A 15,802-nucleotide genomic window follows, 5' to 3' on the forward strand; every position below is an offset into this window, starting at 1 on the left:
CGACTTCGAGTTGAGAGAGCGCGATGAACGGCATCGTCCGGATAGCCCTGGCCCGCCCGCTGACCTTCATCGTGATGTCGATTCTCATCGCCATCGTCGGCGTTCTTCAGGCGGCACGGACCCCGGTCGACATCTTCCCGAACATCGGCGTGCCCGTGATCGCGACGGCCTGGCAATATACCGGCCTGTCGCCGGACGACATGTCGGGCCGCATCATCACCCCGTTCGAGCGCGTGCTGACCACCACGGTCAACGACATCGATCATATCGAGAGCCAGTCGATGCAGGGCATCGGCGTGGTGAAGATCTATTTCCAGCCGGGCGCGAACATCCAGACGGCGACAGCGCAGGTGACGTCGGTTTCGCAGACCATCCTGAAACAGCTTCCGCCGGGCGTCACGCCGCCGCTGATCCTGAACTATAATGCCTCGACGGTGCCGATCCTCCAGCTCGCCGTGTCGGGCAAGGGGCTGTCGGAGCAGAAGCTGTTCGACCTGTCGCAGAACCAGATCCGCCCGGGCCTGGTGACGGTGCCGGGCGCGGCGCTGCCTTATCCCTCGGGCGGCAAGCAGCGTCAGGTGCAGGTGGATATTGATCCGGAGGCGCTCCAGTCCAAGGGACTGTCGGCGCAGGATGTCGGCAATGCGATCGCCAACCAGAACCAGATCAACCCGGCCGGCTTCGCCAAGATCGGCACCTTCCAGTACAACGTCGCGCTCAACAATGCGCCGAACTCGATCGAGGGTCTCAACGACCTGCCGGTGAAGACGGTCAACGGTGCGACCATCTATCTGCGTGACGTCGCCCACGTCCGCGACGGTTCGGCCCCGCAGCAGAATGTCGTGCACGTCGATGGCACGCGTTCGGTGCTGATGACGATCCTCAAGAACGGCGCCACCTCGACGCTGTCGATCGTGCAGGGCGTGAAGGACAAGCTGCCTTCCATCACCGAGACGCTGCCCTCGACGCTCAAGGTTTCCCCGATCGGCGACCAGTCTGTATTCGTGCGCGCCGCCATCCAGGGCGTCATCAAGGAAGGCGCCATCGCCGCGGCGCTGACGTCGCTGATGATCCTGCTGTTTCTGGGGTCGTGGCGCTCGACCGTCATCATCGCGATCTCGATCCCGCTCGCGATCCTGTTCGCGGTGATCTTCCTCGGTGCGACGGGCAACACGCTCAACATCATGACGCTGGGCGGCCTGAGCCTCGCGGTTGGCATCCTCGTCGACGACGCGACCGTCACCATCGAGAGCATCACCTACCATCTGGAGCAGGGGAAGAGCGTCATCCGGGCCATCCTCGACGGTGCGGCGCAGATCGTGACGCCGGCCTTCGTCTCGCTGCTCTGCATCTGCATCGTGTTCGTGCCGATGTTCTTCCTGCCGGGCGTCGCCGGCTTCCTGTTCGTGCCGCTGGCGCTGGCGGTGGTGTTCGCGATGATCGGTTCGTTCATCCTGTCGCGCACGCTCGTGCCGACGATGGCGATGTATCTGCTGAAGCCGCACATCCACGCCGAGCATCGCGAGGAGACGCGCAACCCGCTCGTCCGCTTCCAGCGCGGCTTCGAGGCGCGGTTCGAACGGCTGCGTGACGGCTATGGCGGTCTGCTCGGCCGGGCGCTCGGCGCGCGCAAGCCGTTCGCCATCGGCTTCCTCGCGATCGTCGCAGTGTCCTTCCTGCTGGTGCCGTTCCTGGGACGCAACTTCTTCCCGTCGGTCGACGCTGGGCAGATCACGCTGCATGTCCGCGCGCCCATCGGCTCGCGCATCGAGGATACGTCGGCCAAGTTCGACGAGATCGAGCGCCGCATCCGCCAGATCATCCCCAAGGACGAGCTGGTGACGATGGTGGACAATATCGGCCTGCCGGTGTCGTCGATCAACACGACCTACAATAATTCGGGCACCATCGGCCCGCAGGACGGCGACATCCTCATCACGCTGAGCGAGGATCACAAGCCGACCGCCGGTTATGTCACGCGGCTGCGCGAGGAGCTGCCGCGCGCTTTCCCGGGCGTCACCTTCGGCTTCCTGCCGGCGGACATCACCAGCCAGATCCTGAACTTCGGCGCGCCGGCCCCGATCGACATCCAGATCGTCGGCAAGGACGCCAAGGCCAACATGGCCTATGCGCAGAAGATCCTGCGCCGCGTGAAGGCAATTCCCGGTGCCGCCGACGGCCGCATCCAGCAGTCGTCCGCTTATCCGGAGCTGCGCGTCAATGTCGACCGGACCCGCATCGGTCAGTTCGGCCTGACCGAGAAGGACGTCACCACCAGCCTCGCCAACGCACTGGCGGGCACGTCGCAGACGGCGCCGGTCTATTTCGTGAACCCCGAGAACGGGGTGTCCTACACGGTCACGGCGCAGGCGCCCGAATATCGCGTCCGCTCGTTGGAAGAACTGAGCAATATCCCGGTGACGGGCGGCAGCGCCACCCAGCCGCAGATCATTGGCGGCGTGGCCAGCTTCAGTCGCGACAACACCAACGCGGTGATCAACCACTATAACATCGTGCCGGTGATCGACATCTATGCCACGCCCGCCGGGCGCGATCTCGGCGCCGTCGCGGGTGACATCAACAAGGTGCTGAAGGATCTGAAGAAGGAGGCGCCGAAGGGCACCACCGTCACGCTGCGCGGCCAGTATCAGACGATGAACATCGCCTTCTCGGGCCTGTTCTTCGGCCTGCTCGGCGCGATCGTGCTGATCTACCTGCTGATCGTCGTGAACTTCCAGAGTTGGCTCGATCCGTTCGTCATCATCACCGCGCTGCCCGGCGCCATCGCGGGCATCATCTGGATGCTGTTCCTGACGGGCACGACACTGTCGGTGCCGGCGCTCATCGGCGCGATCATGTGCATGGGCGTGGCGACCGCCAACTCGATCCTCGTGGTCAGCTTCGCCCGCGAGAAGCTGGAGGAGCTGGGCGACGCCACCAAGGCGGCGTTCGAGGCCGGCATGACGCGCTTCCGCCCCGTGCTGATGACCGCGCTCGCCATGGTGATCGGCATGCTGCCCATGGCGCTCGGCCTCGGCGAGGGCGGTGAGCAGAATGCGCCGCTGGGCCGCGCCGTGATCGGCGGTCTCCTCGTTGCCACTTTCGCCACGCTGATGTTCGTGCCCGTCATCTTCAGCGTCGCCCATCGCAAGGGCCGGCCTGTATCGTCCGCCGCCCGACTGGAGGAAATCCATGCATGACACCTCGTCCGTGCGGAGCGCGCCGCCGGAGGATTCGCGTTCGCTGAAGCGCGTGGGCGTCGCGGTCGCCGTCGTGGCGATCGCCGCGGTCGCGTGGGGCATCCACGCCCGCCATCATTCCGACGCGGAGCTGGCGGACTGGACCAAGGCCCAGTCGGTGCCGACCGTCGCGGTGGTGAAGCCTCAGTCCGAGGATGGAACGGGCGCGCTCGTGCTGCCGGGTAATGTGCAGGCGCTGAACAGCGCGCCGATCTATGCGCGGACCAACGGCTATGTCCGTAAGTGGTTCGTGGATATCGGCACGGCGGTGAAGCCCGGCCAGCTTCTGGCCTTGATCGACGCGCCGGAAGTGGATCAGCAGCTCGCCCAGGCGCGTGCCGATCTCCAGACGGCCCACGCCAACGAGGCGCTCGCGCGGACAACGGCCACCCGCTGGTCGACGCTGCTGGGCAAGGATGCTGTCTCCAAGCAGGAAGCCGACGAGAAGGAAGGCGATCTCGCGGCGAAGGCCGCACTCTCCAACGCGCAGATGGCGAATGTTCGCCGGCTGGTGGCGTTGCAGGGCTTCACGCGGATCGAGGCGCCGTTCGCCGGCGTCATCACCAGCCGCTCCACCCAGATCGGTCAGCTCGTGACGGCGGGCACGGCTGCGTCGCAGCCGCTTTTCACCGTCTCGGACGTGAGCCGCGTGCGGATCTATGTGCGCGTGCCGCAATCATCCTCCGGCCAGATCAGGCCGGGTCTCCATGTCACGTTGACGCTGCCGGAATTTCCCGGCCGCAACTTCGACGCGGTGCTGACGCGCACGGCAGAAGCCGTGGACCAGCAGTCCGGCACGGAGCTTGTCGAGCTTCAGGCCGCGAACCCGGACGGCGCGTTGAAGCCGGGCGCCTATGCGCAGGTCCGCTTCCCCATTTCGGGGACCGCGAATGCGGTTACGCTTCCGGCCAGCGCAGTGATCTATCGCAGTGACGGCACGCTTGCGGCGGTGGTGGATGCGCAGGGCCGCGTGAAACTGCATCCGGTCCGGATCGGGCGGGATTCGGGTGACAAGCTGGAAATCGTCTCGGGTCTGTCGGCTGCCGATCAGGTGATCGACAGCCCGCCGGACGCGATCCAGAACGGCGACCAGGTTCAGATCGCGAAGGATACATCCGCCGATGCGAAGCACTGAGCGGGCGGTTTCCGCCTTCGCGCTGGCCGCGCTGCTGTCGGGTTGCTCGCTGGCGCCCGATTATCATCGGCCGGCCGTCGCGACGCCGGCCGCCTACAAGGAGGTGCCCGAGGGCTGGTCGGTCGCCGCTCCCGCAGCGGACGCCCCTCGCGCGGCCTGGTGGGATGTCTTCGGCGATCCCGTCTTGACGGGACTGGAGAACCGCATCGAGGCTGGCAGCCCGTCGCTCGCGGCGGCCGTCGCGCGTTACGACGAGGCGAGGGGGGCTCTGCATGAAGCACGAGCCGATCTCTTCCCGGAAATCGGCGTGGGCGGTAGTGCAGCGCGGGATCGCGTTTCCGCCAATCGTCCTTTGTCCCCGAACGGGCAGGCCGGAACCTATAACGACTATAAGGCCGGCGCTTCCATGATCTGGGAGATCGACCTGTTCGGACGCATCCGGAACTCGATCAAGGCCAGCCACGCCGAAGCGCAGGCGAGCGCCGCGGATGTGGCCGGCGTGCGGCTGGGTTTGCAGACCAGCCTCGCCACCGCCTATTTCCAGATGCGCGGGCTCGATGCGCGCGAAGGTCTGCTCCGGCAGACGGTCGAGGCCTATCAGCGGGCCTATGACCTGACGAATGCCCGCCATGAGGGCGGTGCTGCCTCCGGGCTCGACACCAACAGGGCCCGTACCCAGCTCGCGTCGGCAAAGGCCGAGCTGTTCGAGGTCCACGCACAGCGGGCGGCGTTTGAGCATGCCATCGCGGTGCTCGTCGGCGAGCCCGCGTCCAGCTTCACGGTCGCGCCCGATCCGGCGCTGGGCACGGCGCCGACCTTCCCGACGGGCACGCCGTCCACGCTGCTCCAGCGTCGGCCGGATATCGATGCGGCTGAGCGTCGCGTGGCGGCCGCCAATTCCCGCATCGGCGTGGCCCGCGCTGCGTTCTTCCCGACCCTGACGCTGGGCGGCGGCGGCGGCTGGGAAACCACCGGCCCCAATCTGCTCAGCACCGCCAGCAGCTTCTGGGCGCTGGGGCCCGCCTCGGCCGCGCTGACGGTGTTCGACGGCGGCGCCCGTGCCGCCCGCGTGCGGATCTCGAGGGCGGAATTCCGGGAGGCGTCCGCGAACTACAAGCAGACGGTACTCAACGCCTTCCGCGAGGTGGAGGACGATATCGCCCGTGACCGCGATCTCCGTCTGGAGGAACGCGAGCAGGCCGAAGCCGTCGCTGCTGCCGAGCGGACCCGTGATCTGGCGCTCACCCGCTATCGGGACGGCGCATCGGATTATCTGGAAGTCGTGACGGCGCAGACGGCGGCGCTGGACGCCGAGCGAGCGCTGCTTGATCTCCATACCCGCCAGTTGACGACGTCGGTCGACAGCGTGCGGGCCTTGGGAGGTTCGATCACCGGCTGAACGACGTTCCGGTTTCCCGAGCCGGTTTGGCATGATATTCCTCGGCCCTGCCCACGGATTTCGGAAAAGGTGCCGTTTTGGACGGAGATGATCGCGGCACCGGCCTTCAGAAGACCGCGCGCGAGCCCGGTCTGGTATGGTGCTATCGATGCGACGAGAAGGGGGAGAGCGTGCTCGACGCCGCTCTCCCGCCTCCGGATATGTCTTTCCGCTGGATACACCTCAACCTCTCCGACCAGCGTAGCCTGCGCTGGCTGGAGGAGCGCCAGGAATTCGGGCCTTCGATCCATGCGCTGATGCTGACGCGCGACAGCCATCAGCGTTGCGTGGTCGAAGGCGATGTGGTGGGGCTGCTGCTGCATGATTTCGAGCGAGGCTTCGATCCATCGAGCGTCGGCCGGATCGGGAGCCTGCATGTCGCGCTAAGCGGCGGGCTTCTCGTGACCGGACGCTATCGTCCTCTCCATAGCGCCGATCTCTTCCGCGCGCGGCTGGAGGAGGGGGAGGCTGCGGAGGATGCCGAAACCGCGCTCGGCGTCCTGCTCGGAACGCTCACCGACAGCATGGGCTCACTCGTTCTCGATCTCACGACCGAACTGCTGGACGCGGAAGAAAACCTCCTCGTGGATGATCTCGCGCCCGATACGCGGCGCCTGATCGCGGCTCGCCGGCGGGGTGCACAGCTACATCGAATGATCGGCGGGATGCGTGCGACGCTTCAACGGCTTGAGCGCCAGCCCGGTCTCCCACCCGAATTGGTGCCGGTCGCGCAGCGTTTCCAGCCGCGCCTCTCGGCGCTCGATACGGACATCGTCGCCGCGCAGAACCAGCTCAAGCTGCTCCGTGATGAACTCGATCTTCAGGCGGCGCAGCGGATCAATTCGAACATCTACCTGCTCTCGATCCTGACCGCATTGATGATGCCCGCCACGCTGGTGACGGGTTTCTTCGGCATGAACACCAGCGACCTGCCGTTCGCGCAGGGCCAGCATGGCACGCTGATGGCCACGGTCGTGGCGCTCGTCTCGGCGGGTGGGTCCTACTGGCTTCTGAAGCTGATGGGCCTCGTCAGACGACAATAGGCCGCTGGTACTCAGTAGAGTTCGGGGACGTACATCTCACGCGGAACGGGGTGGCGCTCATAATCCTCATGCCGCACGCGATCGGGCAGCACGACGGGCGCACGCTCGATCTCGTCGTAAGGGATCTGCGTGAGGATATGGCTGATGCAGTTGAGCCGGGCGCGCTTCTTGTCCACCGCTTCGACGACCCACCACGGCGCTTCCGCGATGTGCGAGCGTTCCAGCATCTCTTCCTTGGCGCGGGTATAATCTTCCCAGCGGCGGCGGGATTCCACATCCATCGGCGACAGCTTCCACTGCTTCAGCGGATCGTGAATGCGCATGGAGAAGCGGAACTGCTGCTCGTCGTCGGTGATCGAGAACCAGTATTTGAGCAGGATGATCCCCGAGCGGATCAGCATCCGCTCGAACTCGGGCACGGAGCGGAAGAACTCCTCCACCTCGTCGTCCGTGCAGAAGCCCATGACGCGCTCGACGCCGGCGCGGTTGTACCAGCTCCGGTCGAACAGGACGATCTCGCCCGCGGCCGGCAGGTGCGCGGCATAGCGCTGGAAATACCACTGGGTCCGCTCGCGCTCGTTCGGCGCGGGGAGGGCGGCCACGCGGCAGACGCGCGGGTTGAGCCGCTGGGTGATGCGCTTGATGACGCCGCCCTTGCCGGCCGAGTCTCGCCCCTCGAACAGGATGACGACCTTCAGGCCCTTGTTCTGCACCCAGTCCTGAAGGCGGACCAGCTCGTGCTGGAGCTTGAAGAGCGAGCGGAAATAGATGCCGCGATCGAGCGTCTGCTCCCTGTCCGGCGCGTCGATCAGCAGGCTTTCGAGCCTGCTCTCATCAAGCTCCATCTCCAGCTCTTCGTCGAAGCTGTCGGCCAGCTCTTCGCGGATGCGGTCGAGGTCGGACGGATAGTTGGTCATGTGGCGATCGCTAGCGCGGGATGATGTCCCCCCGATGACAGCAGGCTCATCGCGCTTCCCCTTCGGCGCCAGATATGGAATGGGCGCTCCCCATGACGAGCCCGGCCGAACCCTTCGACGCCATCATCCTCGGCGCCGGTGGGGCGGGGCTGATGTGTGCCGCCGTCGCCGGGCAGCGCGGGCGGCGCGTGCTGGTGATCGATCATGCGGACGAGCCGGGGCGGAAGATCCTGATCTCCGGCGGCGGCCGCTGCAACTTCACCAATACTCACACGGCGCCGGACCGGTACCTGTCCGCGAACCCGCACTTCGCCAAGTCCGCGCTGGGGCGCTATCGGCCGGAACAGTTCATCGCGATGGTGGAGCGACACGGCATCGCTTGGCACGAGAAGACGCTCGGCCAGCTCTTCTGCGACGGATCGGCGCGGCAGATCGTGGCGATGCTGCTCGACGAATGTGCGCAGGGTGACGTCACGATCCACTGCGGACAGGAGGTTCGGGCGATCGATCATGCGGATGGCCGGTTCACGGTCTCCTGTGACGGGCGGCGAGCCTCGGCGCCTGCGCTCGTGATCGCGACGGGCGGCCCGTCGATCCCCAAAATGGGCGCGACGGGTTTCGCCTATGACATCGCCCGCCGGTTCGGAATGAAGGTCGTGGAGCCTCGGCCGGCGCTCGTGCCGCTCACCCTCGGCGGCGAGGAGGCCCTGTTCCGCTCGCTCTCGGGCGTGGCGACGGAGGTCGTGGCAAAGAGCGGGAAAACCTCCTTCCGCGAGGCCGCGCTACTGACCCATCGTGGGCTGTCAGGCCCCGCGATCCTCCAGATCTCGTCCTATTGGCGACATGGCGAGAGCATCGGGCTCGATTTCCTTCCGGATCAGGCGAGCGGCTGGCTGCGCGAGGCCAAGCGGGCAAGGCCAAGGGCGTCGGTCCGTTCCCTAATGGCAACAATGCTCCCGGACAGGCTCGCGGAGGCACTGGCCGAGCGTCTCGGCCTTGCGGGCGATCTGGCCAACCTGCCGGACCGCATGCTCGAAACGGCAGAACGCCGGCTGAGCGACTGGCGCTTCATGCCCAACGGAACGGAAGGCTTTGCCAAGGCGGAGGTAACGGTCGGCGGCATCTCCACTGCCAGCCTGTCCTCCCAGACCATGGAGGCGCGGACGGTCCCCGGCCTCTATGCCATCGGCGAGGCCGTGGACGTCACCGGCTGGCTCGGCGGTTATAACTTCCAATGGGCGTGGGCGAGCGGCCATGCCGCGGGGCAGGCGCTCTAGCTTCCGACGGGTTCGCCCTCGGCGGCCGGGGGGATGTGGCCGATGAACTGGAACTGCTGCGGCGTCGTGCCCAGCTCGATGCCCGCGGCAGGCAATCGATCGAGCAGGTGGAAGAGGATCTCGCTCTTCGTCCCGTACACGTCGCGCGGGCTGCGCACATAGGCGAAGCCGTTGATGTTGATCCGCCCATCGACGATGGAATCGATGAAGATGCTCGGCGCGGGCGTATCGAGCACCGCCGGCGCTTCGTGAAAGATCGCCAGCGCCATCTCGCGCACCTGTCGGATATCGCTCCCCATCGGCACTGAGAATTTGAGCTGAACGCGGCCGATCGGGTCCGCCAGCGTCATGTTGCGGATGGTCTTGGTGATCAGTTCCGAGTTGGGGACGATCAGGGTGGAGCGATCCGCGATCTGAATCTCGGTCGCGCGCACGCTGATGCGCTTCACATCGCCTTCCTGATCGCCGATGCGGACGAGATCGCCGATCTTCACCGGCCGCTCCGCCAGCAGGATCAGGCCCGAGACGAAATTCTGCGTGATCGCCTGAAGGCCGAAGCCGATGCCGACGGACAGTGCCGAAAGCAGCAAGGCGATCCGCTCGACACCGATACCGAGCGACGCCAGCGACCAGAGCACCGCGAGGATGAGGCCGGTATAGCGCGCCACCATGCTGATCGAATTGCGAGCGCCGGCATCCAGCTCGGTCGCGGGAAGGTAGCGGCTGGTCAGCCAGCGCTGGCTGCTGCGGACGATGAACAGCCCGACGAGCAACACCGCGCCGGAACGCAGGATCGCACCGGGAGAGATGGTGATCTCGCCGATGGTGACGCCCTGCGCGATACGGCCGATTTCACCGAATAGCGTGGTGACGTTCGAACCGAAGGGGCGGAAGACGAACCCCGCCGCGACCACGATCATCGCCAGCCGCAACCCGGCGGAAAGGGCGACCCCAAGCTGGTCGACCAGGCTGCGGCGCAGGCCGAAGCCATCGTGCATGACCGTCGCGAGCCGACCTTCGCGGGCGAAGAGGCTGGAACAGATATCGTCCGTCGCGATCAGGCTGAGATAGAGCGCGCCGGCCACCACGGTCACCCACACGAGCGAGCGCGAGAGGAGGTAGGCGAGGCTGATATAGCCCGCCAGCAGCGCCACCACGGCGATGACCAGAACGGCCCAGGCCGCCAGCGCGAAGAAGGCCACTCCTGCCTGATCCGTCCGATCCTCGCCGTGGACGCGCATGGCGCGGGTGCGCAGGCGACCGATCGTGACGAGCACGCCCAGGATCAGACCGATATCGAGGACGGCGGAAGCGGAGTCCGTCGCCGCCGTGGCCGGGCCGCTCGCCCCGGCCGCTTCGCGGATGGCGGTGAGCAGTACGCTCGCGATCACGACGCCCGTTGCGGCGAAGGTCCATGGCCGCAGGCCGGCCGCCGACTCGTCGGAGATCGGCAGCAGGCGCCACGAGCTTTGCCCTCGCTGAAGCAAGGCTCCGCCGAGCGCGGAAATCAGCGCCGCCACGAATGTCACCCGTTGGAAGGAGCGGGCCACGCTTTCCCACGCCGGCGCAATCATTCCGGCCGAGCGAAGGCCTTCGACCAATGCCACGGAAGCGAGCCCCGGCAACAGCACGCCGACCGCCACCAGCCACAGCGCAAGCCCCGAGCGGCGGATGCGGCTACCCGGAACATGCGCGATGACGTAGCGCCGCCCGACGCGCTTCAGAAGGCTCCGCGCCGGGCCGATCAGCAGCACGGCCACGATGAAGCCGACGAACGCCGAGGGTAGCCCGCCGTTCGCGATGCCGCTCCGGAGTGCATTGGCTTCCACCTTCAGGAAGAGCGATACGCGCCTTCCGTCACGAGGCAGGGAGTGGATCAGCGGTTCCCAGAAGCTCGGGGTCAATGGCGAGGCGACTCGTTCGGACATGCGTTCGCTGAAGGCGTCGCTCTGGCTTTCGGTGATTTCGCCCACGAGCTGGTCCGCCTCGACGCCGAGCAGCTTGCCGCGCTTGATGGCCGAGTCCACGGTCGATCGCTGGTTGGCGAGCAGCCTGCGCTGGGCACGGATGTCCGACGCCTCGGTGATACCCGTCGGCACGGGGCCGAGCTGGGCGATGCGTGCGTCGATCATCCCGAGCTGATCGCCGAGAACTGTTATCTGGGCGTCGGACGCCTTCTTCACGGCAGTCGCTCGATCGAGCAGCGCTTGCCGCTCGGCCGGACTGGTCCGTTCGTTGAACGCGCTGTCGATCGCGTTGAACTCGGCTGACGCCTGATCGAGCGCCTGGGTGGCGCCCGAAATCGGATCGGGCGCCTGCGCAAAGACCGGTGCGACGATGAAGAGGGAGAACAGCACGAGGAGGCGGGCAATCATGCGGCCCTTCCTATCGCCTCCGAAACGCCGCGCCCAGCCCGATGGCGCGTCTTTTCGGGCACGTCGACGGACGCGATCGCTCCATCCGGCGCGTCAGGAGGGCGATCTTCGGTGACATTCCTGCCCGTGCGGAGGTATGATGGCAGGGCTCAGGCGGCCTCGGCAGCTTGTCGTTTATCGGGGCTCCTTCTGGGTATCGGGGCGTTTTGCCCTTGGTCGACAGGCGAGAGGAGACCGGAACCATGGCTACGGAGAACGACAACCTGCCGCCGGACGATCCGATCCATTCGCGAAACATCGGCTCCGAGGACGATCCCAGCGAATATAGCTCGTCACGGGGCGTGCCGCCGTTCGCGAAGGTCGGGCTGGTGTTCGCTACGCTGGCGGCGACGGCTGTGCTGCTGGTGATGGCTATCGCCGAATAGGACGCCGGCCCTCAGAAGCACACGGGTTGTGCGCGTTGGGTCGAACGGAGGGCGGCGGTCTCAAAAGCATCGCGAAAGGCGATGCCGATCGCCTTCTCCCTGCCGCTGACGACGGAGGTGATGCCACAGCTTGCGGCTTTTCCAGAGCCGCTGATCCGCCAGTCGACCATGACGGCCGTTCGTCCACCCTGTCCTTGCGCAGCGACACTGCCATCGATCGTCAGCCAAGACGCCGATGCGTTCCCGACGCTGCCCGCCAGCATGTCCTCCAGCCGCCTCGCCCATCCCAGATCGCCTCGCGCGGAGGCGCGAAGATGGATCACGGCTCCAGCCGAGCCGGACGAACGGGAGGAGTTGCCGGCGGTGATATCGGCACTTTCCCCGGCCATCGCCGCCATGGGATCGGCGATCTTCTTCGACACCTTCTTCATCACGAACATGTCGCTTTGAGCGGCGAGGAGGAACATCACTCCCAGCGTCGCGACGATGCACCCGAGGCGCACCGCTTGCGGCAATCGCACGCGGCACAGCACGATGATGAGCCCGGCCGCGCCAACCCAGCCGAGGAACAGTAGAGAGGCCGGCGTCGGCGTGGCGCGCGTGGTCTGGCCGAGCCCGACAAGGCAGAGCGCGATCGCTCCACCCATTGCCGCCACGCCGCCGAGTGTGACGGGAGACTGGCGCTCCACCTTCGATGTCATCAGGCGACCAGCGAGGGCGTGCCGCAGCGTACCCCGTCTATCCGAAGATCGGCTTGGCCGACATGCACGCCGAGCAGACCCGTGACCTGATCGACGAGTCCGTCCAGCCCCGGCGCAACCGGCGTCAGCAGAGATCCGACCGCGCCCGTGACGCCGGAAAGATCGAGCCCGATGAAGTGTAACTGCGTATTCTTGATGAGGGATGACGTGACGCCCTGCACGAGATCGCCGGTCGATACCGTCTTTGGAGTATGGTTGGTGATGTCATCGGAATTGAAGCTGACCATCTGCCAGTTCTGGCTCGCCCCTCCCAGGTTGACGGTCGCTTTCGCCTGAATCAGCGGAAGTCCGCCGATCTGCGCGATCGTCGCCTGGCTTAATTGCGTAGTGCCATTGAAATTCGAAAGGTTCGACCTGTCGATGCTGGCCACCGAAATACTGCCGACGGAGGGCAGAACGGTGAGCCCGACGGTCGTGTTGTTTCGCCCCTGACAGCTGATGCTGTTGAGCCTTGCCTGCGCCTCCGCGAGTTCCACATAAAGTGGAAGATCGACATTCACGCCGAGCAGGTTCAGCAGAGCATTTCCCAGCAGCGTGGAGTCCACATAGAGGCGAGCCTGAGCCGTGCGGACCGTGACATTGCCATCCTGGGCGACCGTCAGCCATGGCGAGTTCGCCGGCCGCTGGCCCATGGCGAGCCATATGTCCGTGTTGGCGACACCCGGCAGTGTTGCGCCGAGCGATACCTTCACCTGACGCGATCCATTGGCGAGCTGAAGCATTTCCCGCAGGATCGAATAGCCGTCGGCTGTGATAGCCGTGGACGGGTCGGCATGATCCTGCGAGCCATAGGGGCCGAGATCGATCAGGTTGGAGAGCTGGACCGTTGTCGACGGCACGCGGAGGGCCAGCGCGTTCAATGCAGAGGTCGCTGCGGAGTTTGTGGACGCGGAGGCCAGCGCCGACAATATCTGCGGCAAGGTCGCCTTGGCGTCGAGCGTGTCGTTGAAGCTTGCGCCCGTCAGATCGAGCTTGGTGGCGAGCTGCCTGGAGAAGCTCAGCAGGTCGATCTGCGTTCCGACCAGCGCGTTATAATCCGCGACCGACAGATTCAGGTCCGTCCCCGCAAGCGCGTTCAGTAATGCTCCGGGTAGGCCGCCCTGCACGGATGCCAGCCGGGTGCCAATGGAGAAGGCCGCATAGTCGATACGAGCTGCCAGCGCCGTCGCGCGGACTTGCGTGGACCGGCGGCCGGTAACCACGCTGCCGAAGAACAACGGCACCGATTGCACCAACGTCACCTGTACGGCGTTGGTGGTCGGCGTGCCGGGCACGAAGCGCTGCGCCGGCTTGATCGATCCGTCAGGCGTATAGGTTCCGGGCACCAGCGCAGCGACCTGCGCGTCAGCCAGCCTGTTGTCGGTGACGACCTGCTGGGCTGCCGTGGTTGCGGACCCGGATGTGCCAACCGCCGCCAGCGCCGCCGCATCGGCCACGCCCTGCAACTTGCGATTGGCGAGGTAGACCGAACCCATGTCCACGGCGAAGGCGGTCGACGCCAGCAGCGCCATCATCGCAGCGACGGTAAGGATCGTGACCGACCCTCGCCGGTCGCGGGCAATGCCTCGGAAATGCCGCCGGAACACATGCATCATAGGCCTCCAAGGCTGATCGCTGCGCTCCGGTGGATGTTGGTGGGCGGCGGAACCACGAAGCTCATGTGGAGGAGAGGGTCCTGCGAAGCATCGTAGAAGACGTTCACGGTGAGCGTCGTCTGATCGTCACTGACGCTGGTCGTGGCCTTGTCCGGATCGAGCGCGCCGCCACGCGCCAGCATGGTCTTCACGTTGCTGACGGCCAGATCGCTGCGCTCATCGGAGGTCAGCCCGGCGATGGAAGCGCGTGCGGCGTCGTTGGCCGCCTGCTGAACGGTATGCGCGGTGAGGAACCAGTCCCCGTAAGAGATGATGCCCATGATGAGCGTCAGCAGGATGGGGAGGGCAAACGCCATCTCGATGGCCGCCACTCCCCGCGCATCGGCACGCAGTGTGTCGGCCTTGGGCCATGGAAGGCGAGCAGCGAGCTGTCGAACCATGCCGCCAGCCTATGGCTTCGTCATGCAGATCCAGTTTCTGCGGACTTTGCGTAAAATGCTCGAATAACGCGGAAAGTTCGATCTAAGTCTAGTTGATGATCGCCCGGATTTCCGTCACTTAAATGGACAAGGAGGGGCGTATGACACAGGTTCAGCCCATGCAATGCGTGTCATCCGCAGAACTTACGCGAAATTTCGGCGCGTGGCAGGATCGCGCGGCGCGTGGTCCTTTAGTGGTCACGCATCATGGCCGGCCGCGCTGCGTTCTTCTCGCAGCGGATGCTTACGCGCAATTTTCACGCAGCGACGTGCAGGAGAGCGAGAGTGCTGTCGATCATGCTCTCCTGTCGGAGCGGATCGATGTCGGTTTCGTCGTGCTCGACAAGTCGCTTCGGATGCAGGAGCTGAACACGCTGGCTTCGGTGATGCTGGGGCGGAGCCGCGACAGGCTGATCGGCACATCGATCCTCGATCTTCTCCCGAGGCTGGCCGAAGATCCTTATCATACGCAGATCCGGCGGGTGCTGCGCAGTGCCGCGCCGGCGCGCTTCTCGCTGCTGGGGCAGGACGAGCGCTCCATACATGTCCATGCTTTCCCCTGGCCGACGGGAATGGCGCTGACGCTGCAATCCGTGTCGTCGGAAGATGAGGCCGAAAACGAGCTCGCCCGAGCCCGCGCGCTCTTCGCGGCTCTGGAGACGCATGGGAATATCGGCACGGCGCAACTGACTGTCCGCGCGTCCATCGCCGAAGTGGACGAGAGTTTCGCCAGCATCGTCGGCATTGCTCCCGACAGATTGGTGGGCGCGCGCGTGACCGATCTGTTCGCCATGGCCTCCCGCGATCCCGTGAGTGCCGCGCTCGAGAAGGTCATGGGTGGCGGCAAGGTGGAGGCGCTGGACGCCTGTCTCCTCGTCGACGGCGGCGACCGTCCGCGGCGCATCGCGCTGGCTTCGTGGAAAGAGGGCTACGGCATCGGCGGCGCGATGATGGTCCTGCACGGACCTGCCTGAAGATCGCCAAAGGGAAGTGGTGGACGCACTAGGGCTCGAACCTAGGACCCGCTGATTAAGAGTCAGCTGCTCTACCAACTGAGCTATGCGTCCACGCTGGACCGGCAACACGTCGGTCGCCGTCGGGAGCGGCCGATTAGCAAT

At 65.8% G+C, this 15,802-nt stretch carries 12 protein-coding genes and 1 tRNA gene; 7 read left to right on the forward strand and 6 right to left on the reverse strand.

The genetic code is table 11. The features are described from left to right. Positions 1-23 precede the first annotated feature (23 nt). The 4 genes from ST3T6A_RS0112340 (at position 24) to ST3T6A_RS20090 (ending at position 6,855) form a co-directional block, all read left to right on the forward strand. The gene (locus tag ST3T6A_RS0112340) at positions 24-3,200 is read left to right on the forward strand and encodes an efflux RND transporter permease subunit (protein WP_019833242.1); all 3,177 of its coding nucleotides are present in this window, start codon (positions 24-26) and stop codon (positions 3,198-3,200) included. Continuing rightward, positions 3,193-4,374: an efflux RND transporter periplasmic adaptor subunit gene (locus tag ST3T6A_RS0112345; RefSeq protein WP_019833243.1), complete on the forward strand. Its 1,182-nt coding sequence runs from the start codon at positions 3,193-3,195 to the stop codon at positions 4,372-4,374. The genes ST3T6A_RS0112340 and ST3T6A_RS0112345 overlap by 8 nt, the downstream gene beginning before the upstream one ends. Next, positions 4,361-5,773 carry an efflux transporter outer membrane subunit gene (locus ST3T6A_RS0112350; RefSeq protein WP_019833244.1) on the forward strand — a complete coding sequence of 471 codons (1,413 nt, stop codon included), beginning with the start codon at positions 4,361-4,363 and terminating at the stop codon, positions 5,771-5,773. The genes ST3T6A_RS0112345 and ST3T6A_RS0112350 overlap by 14 nt, the downstream gene beginning before the upstream one ends. 77 nt (positions 5,774-5,850) lie before the next feature. Then, the gene (locus ST3T6A_RS20090; protein ID WP_019833245.1) at positions 5,851-6,855 is read left to right on the forward strand and encodes a CorA family divalent cation transporter; all 1,005 of its coding nucleotides are present in this window, start codon (positions 5,851-5,853) and stop codon (positions 6,853-6,855) included. An 11-nt stretch (positions 6,856-6,866) separates the two neighbouring features. On the opposite strand, the gene ppk2 is transcribed toward ST3T6A_RS20090, so the two are convergent. Beyond that, positions 6,867-7,772 carry a polyphosphate kinase 2 gene (gene ppk2, locus ST3T6A_RS0112360; protein ID WP_019833246.1) on the reverse strand — a complete coding sequence of 302 codons (906 nt, stop codon included), beginning with the start codon at positions 7,770-7,772 and terminating at the stop codon, positions 6,867-6,869. Positions 7,773-7,864: 92 nt separating this feature from the next. On the opposite strand from ppk2, the gene ST3T6A_RS0112365 reads away from it, so the two are divergent. After that, entirely contained in the window at positions 7,865-9,049 is a 1,185-nt protein-coding gene (locus tag ST3T6A_RS0112365) for an NAD(P)/FAD-dependent oxidoreductase (RefSeq protein ID WP_019833247.1), read from the forward strand. Here ST3T6A_RS0112365 and ST3T6A_RS0112370 read toward each other — a convergent pair. Next, positions 9,046-11,424 (reverse strand): DUF3772 domain-containing protein, encoded by a 2,379-nt coding sequence (locus ST3T6A_RS0112370; protein WP_019833248.1) that lies wholly within the window; start codon positions 11,422-11,424, stop codon positions 9,046-9,048. The genes ST3T6A_RS0112365 and ST3T6A_RS0112370 overlap by 4 nt on opposite strands. A gap of 242 nt (positions 11,425-11,666) precedes the next feature. Between ST3T6A_RS0112370 and ST3T6A_RS0112375 the strand changes: the two genes are divergently transcribed. Then, complete coding sequence (locus ST3T6A_RS0112375; RefSeq protein WP_019833249.1) at positions 11,667-11,849, forward strand: hypothetical protein; 183 nt, start codon at positions 11,667-11,669, stop codon at positions 11,847-11,849. Positions 11,850-11,860: 11 nt separating this feature from the next. Here the strand turns inward: ST3T6A_RS0112375 and ST3T6A_RS0112380 are convergent, their stop codons facing one another. The 3 genes from ST3T6A_RS0112380 to ST3T6A_RS0112390 are packed head-to-tail and all read right to left on the reverse strand — an operon-like array spanning position 11,861 to position 14,645. Further along, complete coding sequence (locus ST3T6A_RS0112380) at positions 11,861-12,550, reverse strand: hypothetical protein (protein ID WP_019833250.1); 690 nt, start codon at positions 12,548-12,550, stop codon at positions 11,861-11,863. Further along, entirely contained in the window at positions 12,550-14,205 is a 1,656-nt protein-coding gene (locus ST3T6A_RS0112385) for a TadG family pilus assembly protein (protein WP_083937485.1), read from the reverse strand. The genes ST3T6A_RS0112380 and ST3T6A_RS0112385 overlap by 1 nt, the downstream gene beginning before the upstream one ends. Continuing rightward, positions 14,202-14,645, reverse strand: a complete 444-nt coding sequence (locus ST3T6A_RS0112390) for a TadE/TadG family type IV pilus assembly protein (protein WP_026359668.1) — start codon at positions 14,643-14,645, stop codon at positions 14,202-14,204. The genes ST3T6A_RS0112385 and ST3T6A_RS0112390 overlap by 4 nt, the downstream gene beginning before the upstream one ends. Before the next feature lie 122 nt (positions 14,646-14,767). On the opposite strand from ST3T6A_RS0112390, the gene ST3T6A_RS0112395 reads away from it, so the two are divergent. Further along, a complete protein-coding gene (locus ST3T6A_RS0112395) occupies positions 14,768-15,658 on the forward strand; it encodes a PAS domain-containing protein (protein ID WP_083937487.1) in 891 nt (296 codons plus the stop codon). A gap of 17 nt (positions 15,659-15,675) precedes the next feature. On the opposite strand, the gene ST3T6A_RS0112400 is transcribed toward ST3T6A_RS0112395, so the two are convergent. After that, a tRNA-Lys gene (locus ST3T6A_RS0112400) sits at positions 15,676-15,751 on the reverse strand. Positions 15,752-15,802 lie beyond the last annotated feature (51 nt).

It is taken from the genome of Sphingomonas sp. PR090111-T3T-6A (assembly GCF_000383095.1).
In the GTDB taxonomy this organism is placed as follows: Bacteria; Pseudomonadota; Alphaproteobacteria; order Sphingomonadales; family Sphingomonadaceae; genus Solisphingomonas.

Bases quoted from the DNA above. Each gene is read 5' to 3' on its own strand.
- ST3T6A_RS0112370 (WP_019833248.1), bottom strand. From the start codon at position 11,424: ATGATTGCCCGCCTCCTCGTGCTGTTCTCCCTCTTCATCGTCGCACCG.
- ST3T6A_RS0112340 (WP_019833242.1), top strand. From the start codon at position 24: ATGAACGGCATCGTCCGGATAGCCCTGGCCCGCCCGCTGACCTTCATC.
- ST3T6A_RS0112375 (WP_019833249.1), top strand. From the start codon at position 11,667: ATGGCTACGGAGAACGACAACCTGCCGCCGGACGATCCGATCCATTCG.
- ST3T6A_RS0112365 (WP_019833247.1), top strand. From the start codon at position 7,865: ATGACGAGCCCGGCCGAACCCTTCGACGCCATCATCCTCGGCGCCGGT.
- ppk2 (WP_019833246.1), bottom strand. From the start codon at position 7,772: ATGACCAACTATCCGTCCGACCTCGACCGCATCCGCGAAGAGCTGGCC.
- ST3T6A_RS0112345 (WP_019833243.1), top strand. From the start codon at position 3,193: ATGCATGACACCTCGTCCGTGCGGAGCGCGCCGCCGGAGGATTCGCGT.
- ST3T6A_RS0112350 (WP_019833244.1), top strand. From the start codon at position 4,361: ATGCGAAGCACTGAGCGGGCGGTTTCCGCCTTCGCGCTGGCCGCGCTG.
- ST3T6A_RS0112380 (WP_019833250.1), bottom strand. From the start codon at position 12,550: ATGACATCGAAGGTGGAGCGCCAGTCTCCCGTCACACTCGGCGGCGTG.
- ST3T6A_RS0112390 (WP_026359668.1), bottom strand. From the start codon at position 14,645: ATGGTTCGACAGCTCGCTGCTCGCCTTCCATGGCCCAAGGCCGACACA.
- ST3T6A_RS0112385 (WP_083937485.1), bottom strand. From the start codon at position 14,205: ATGATGCATGTGTTCCGGCGGCATTTCCGAGGCATTGCCCGCGACCGG.
- ST3T6A_RS0112395 (WP_083937487.1), top strand. From the start codon at position 14,768: ATGGACAAGGAGGGGCGTATGACACAGGTTCAGCCCATGCAATGCGTG.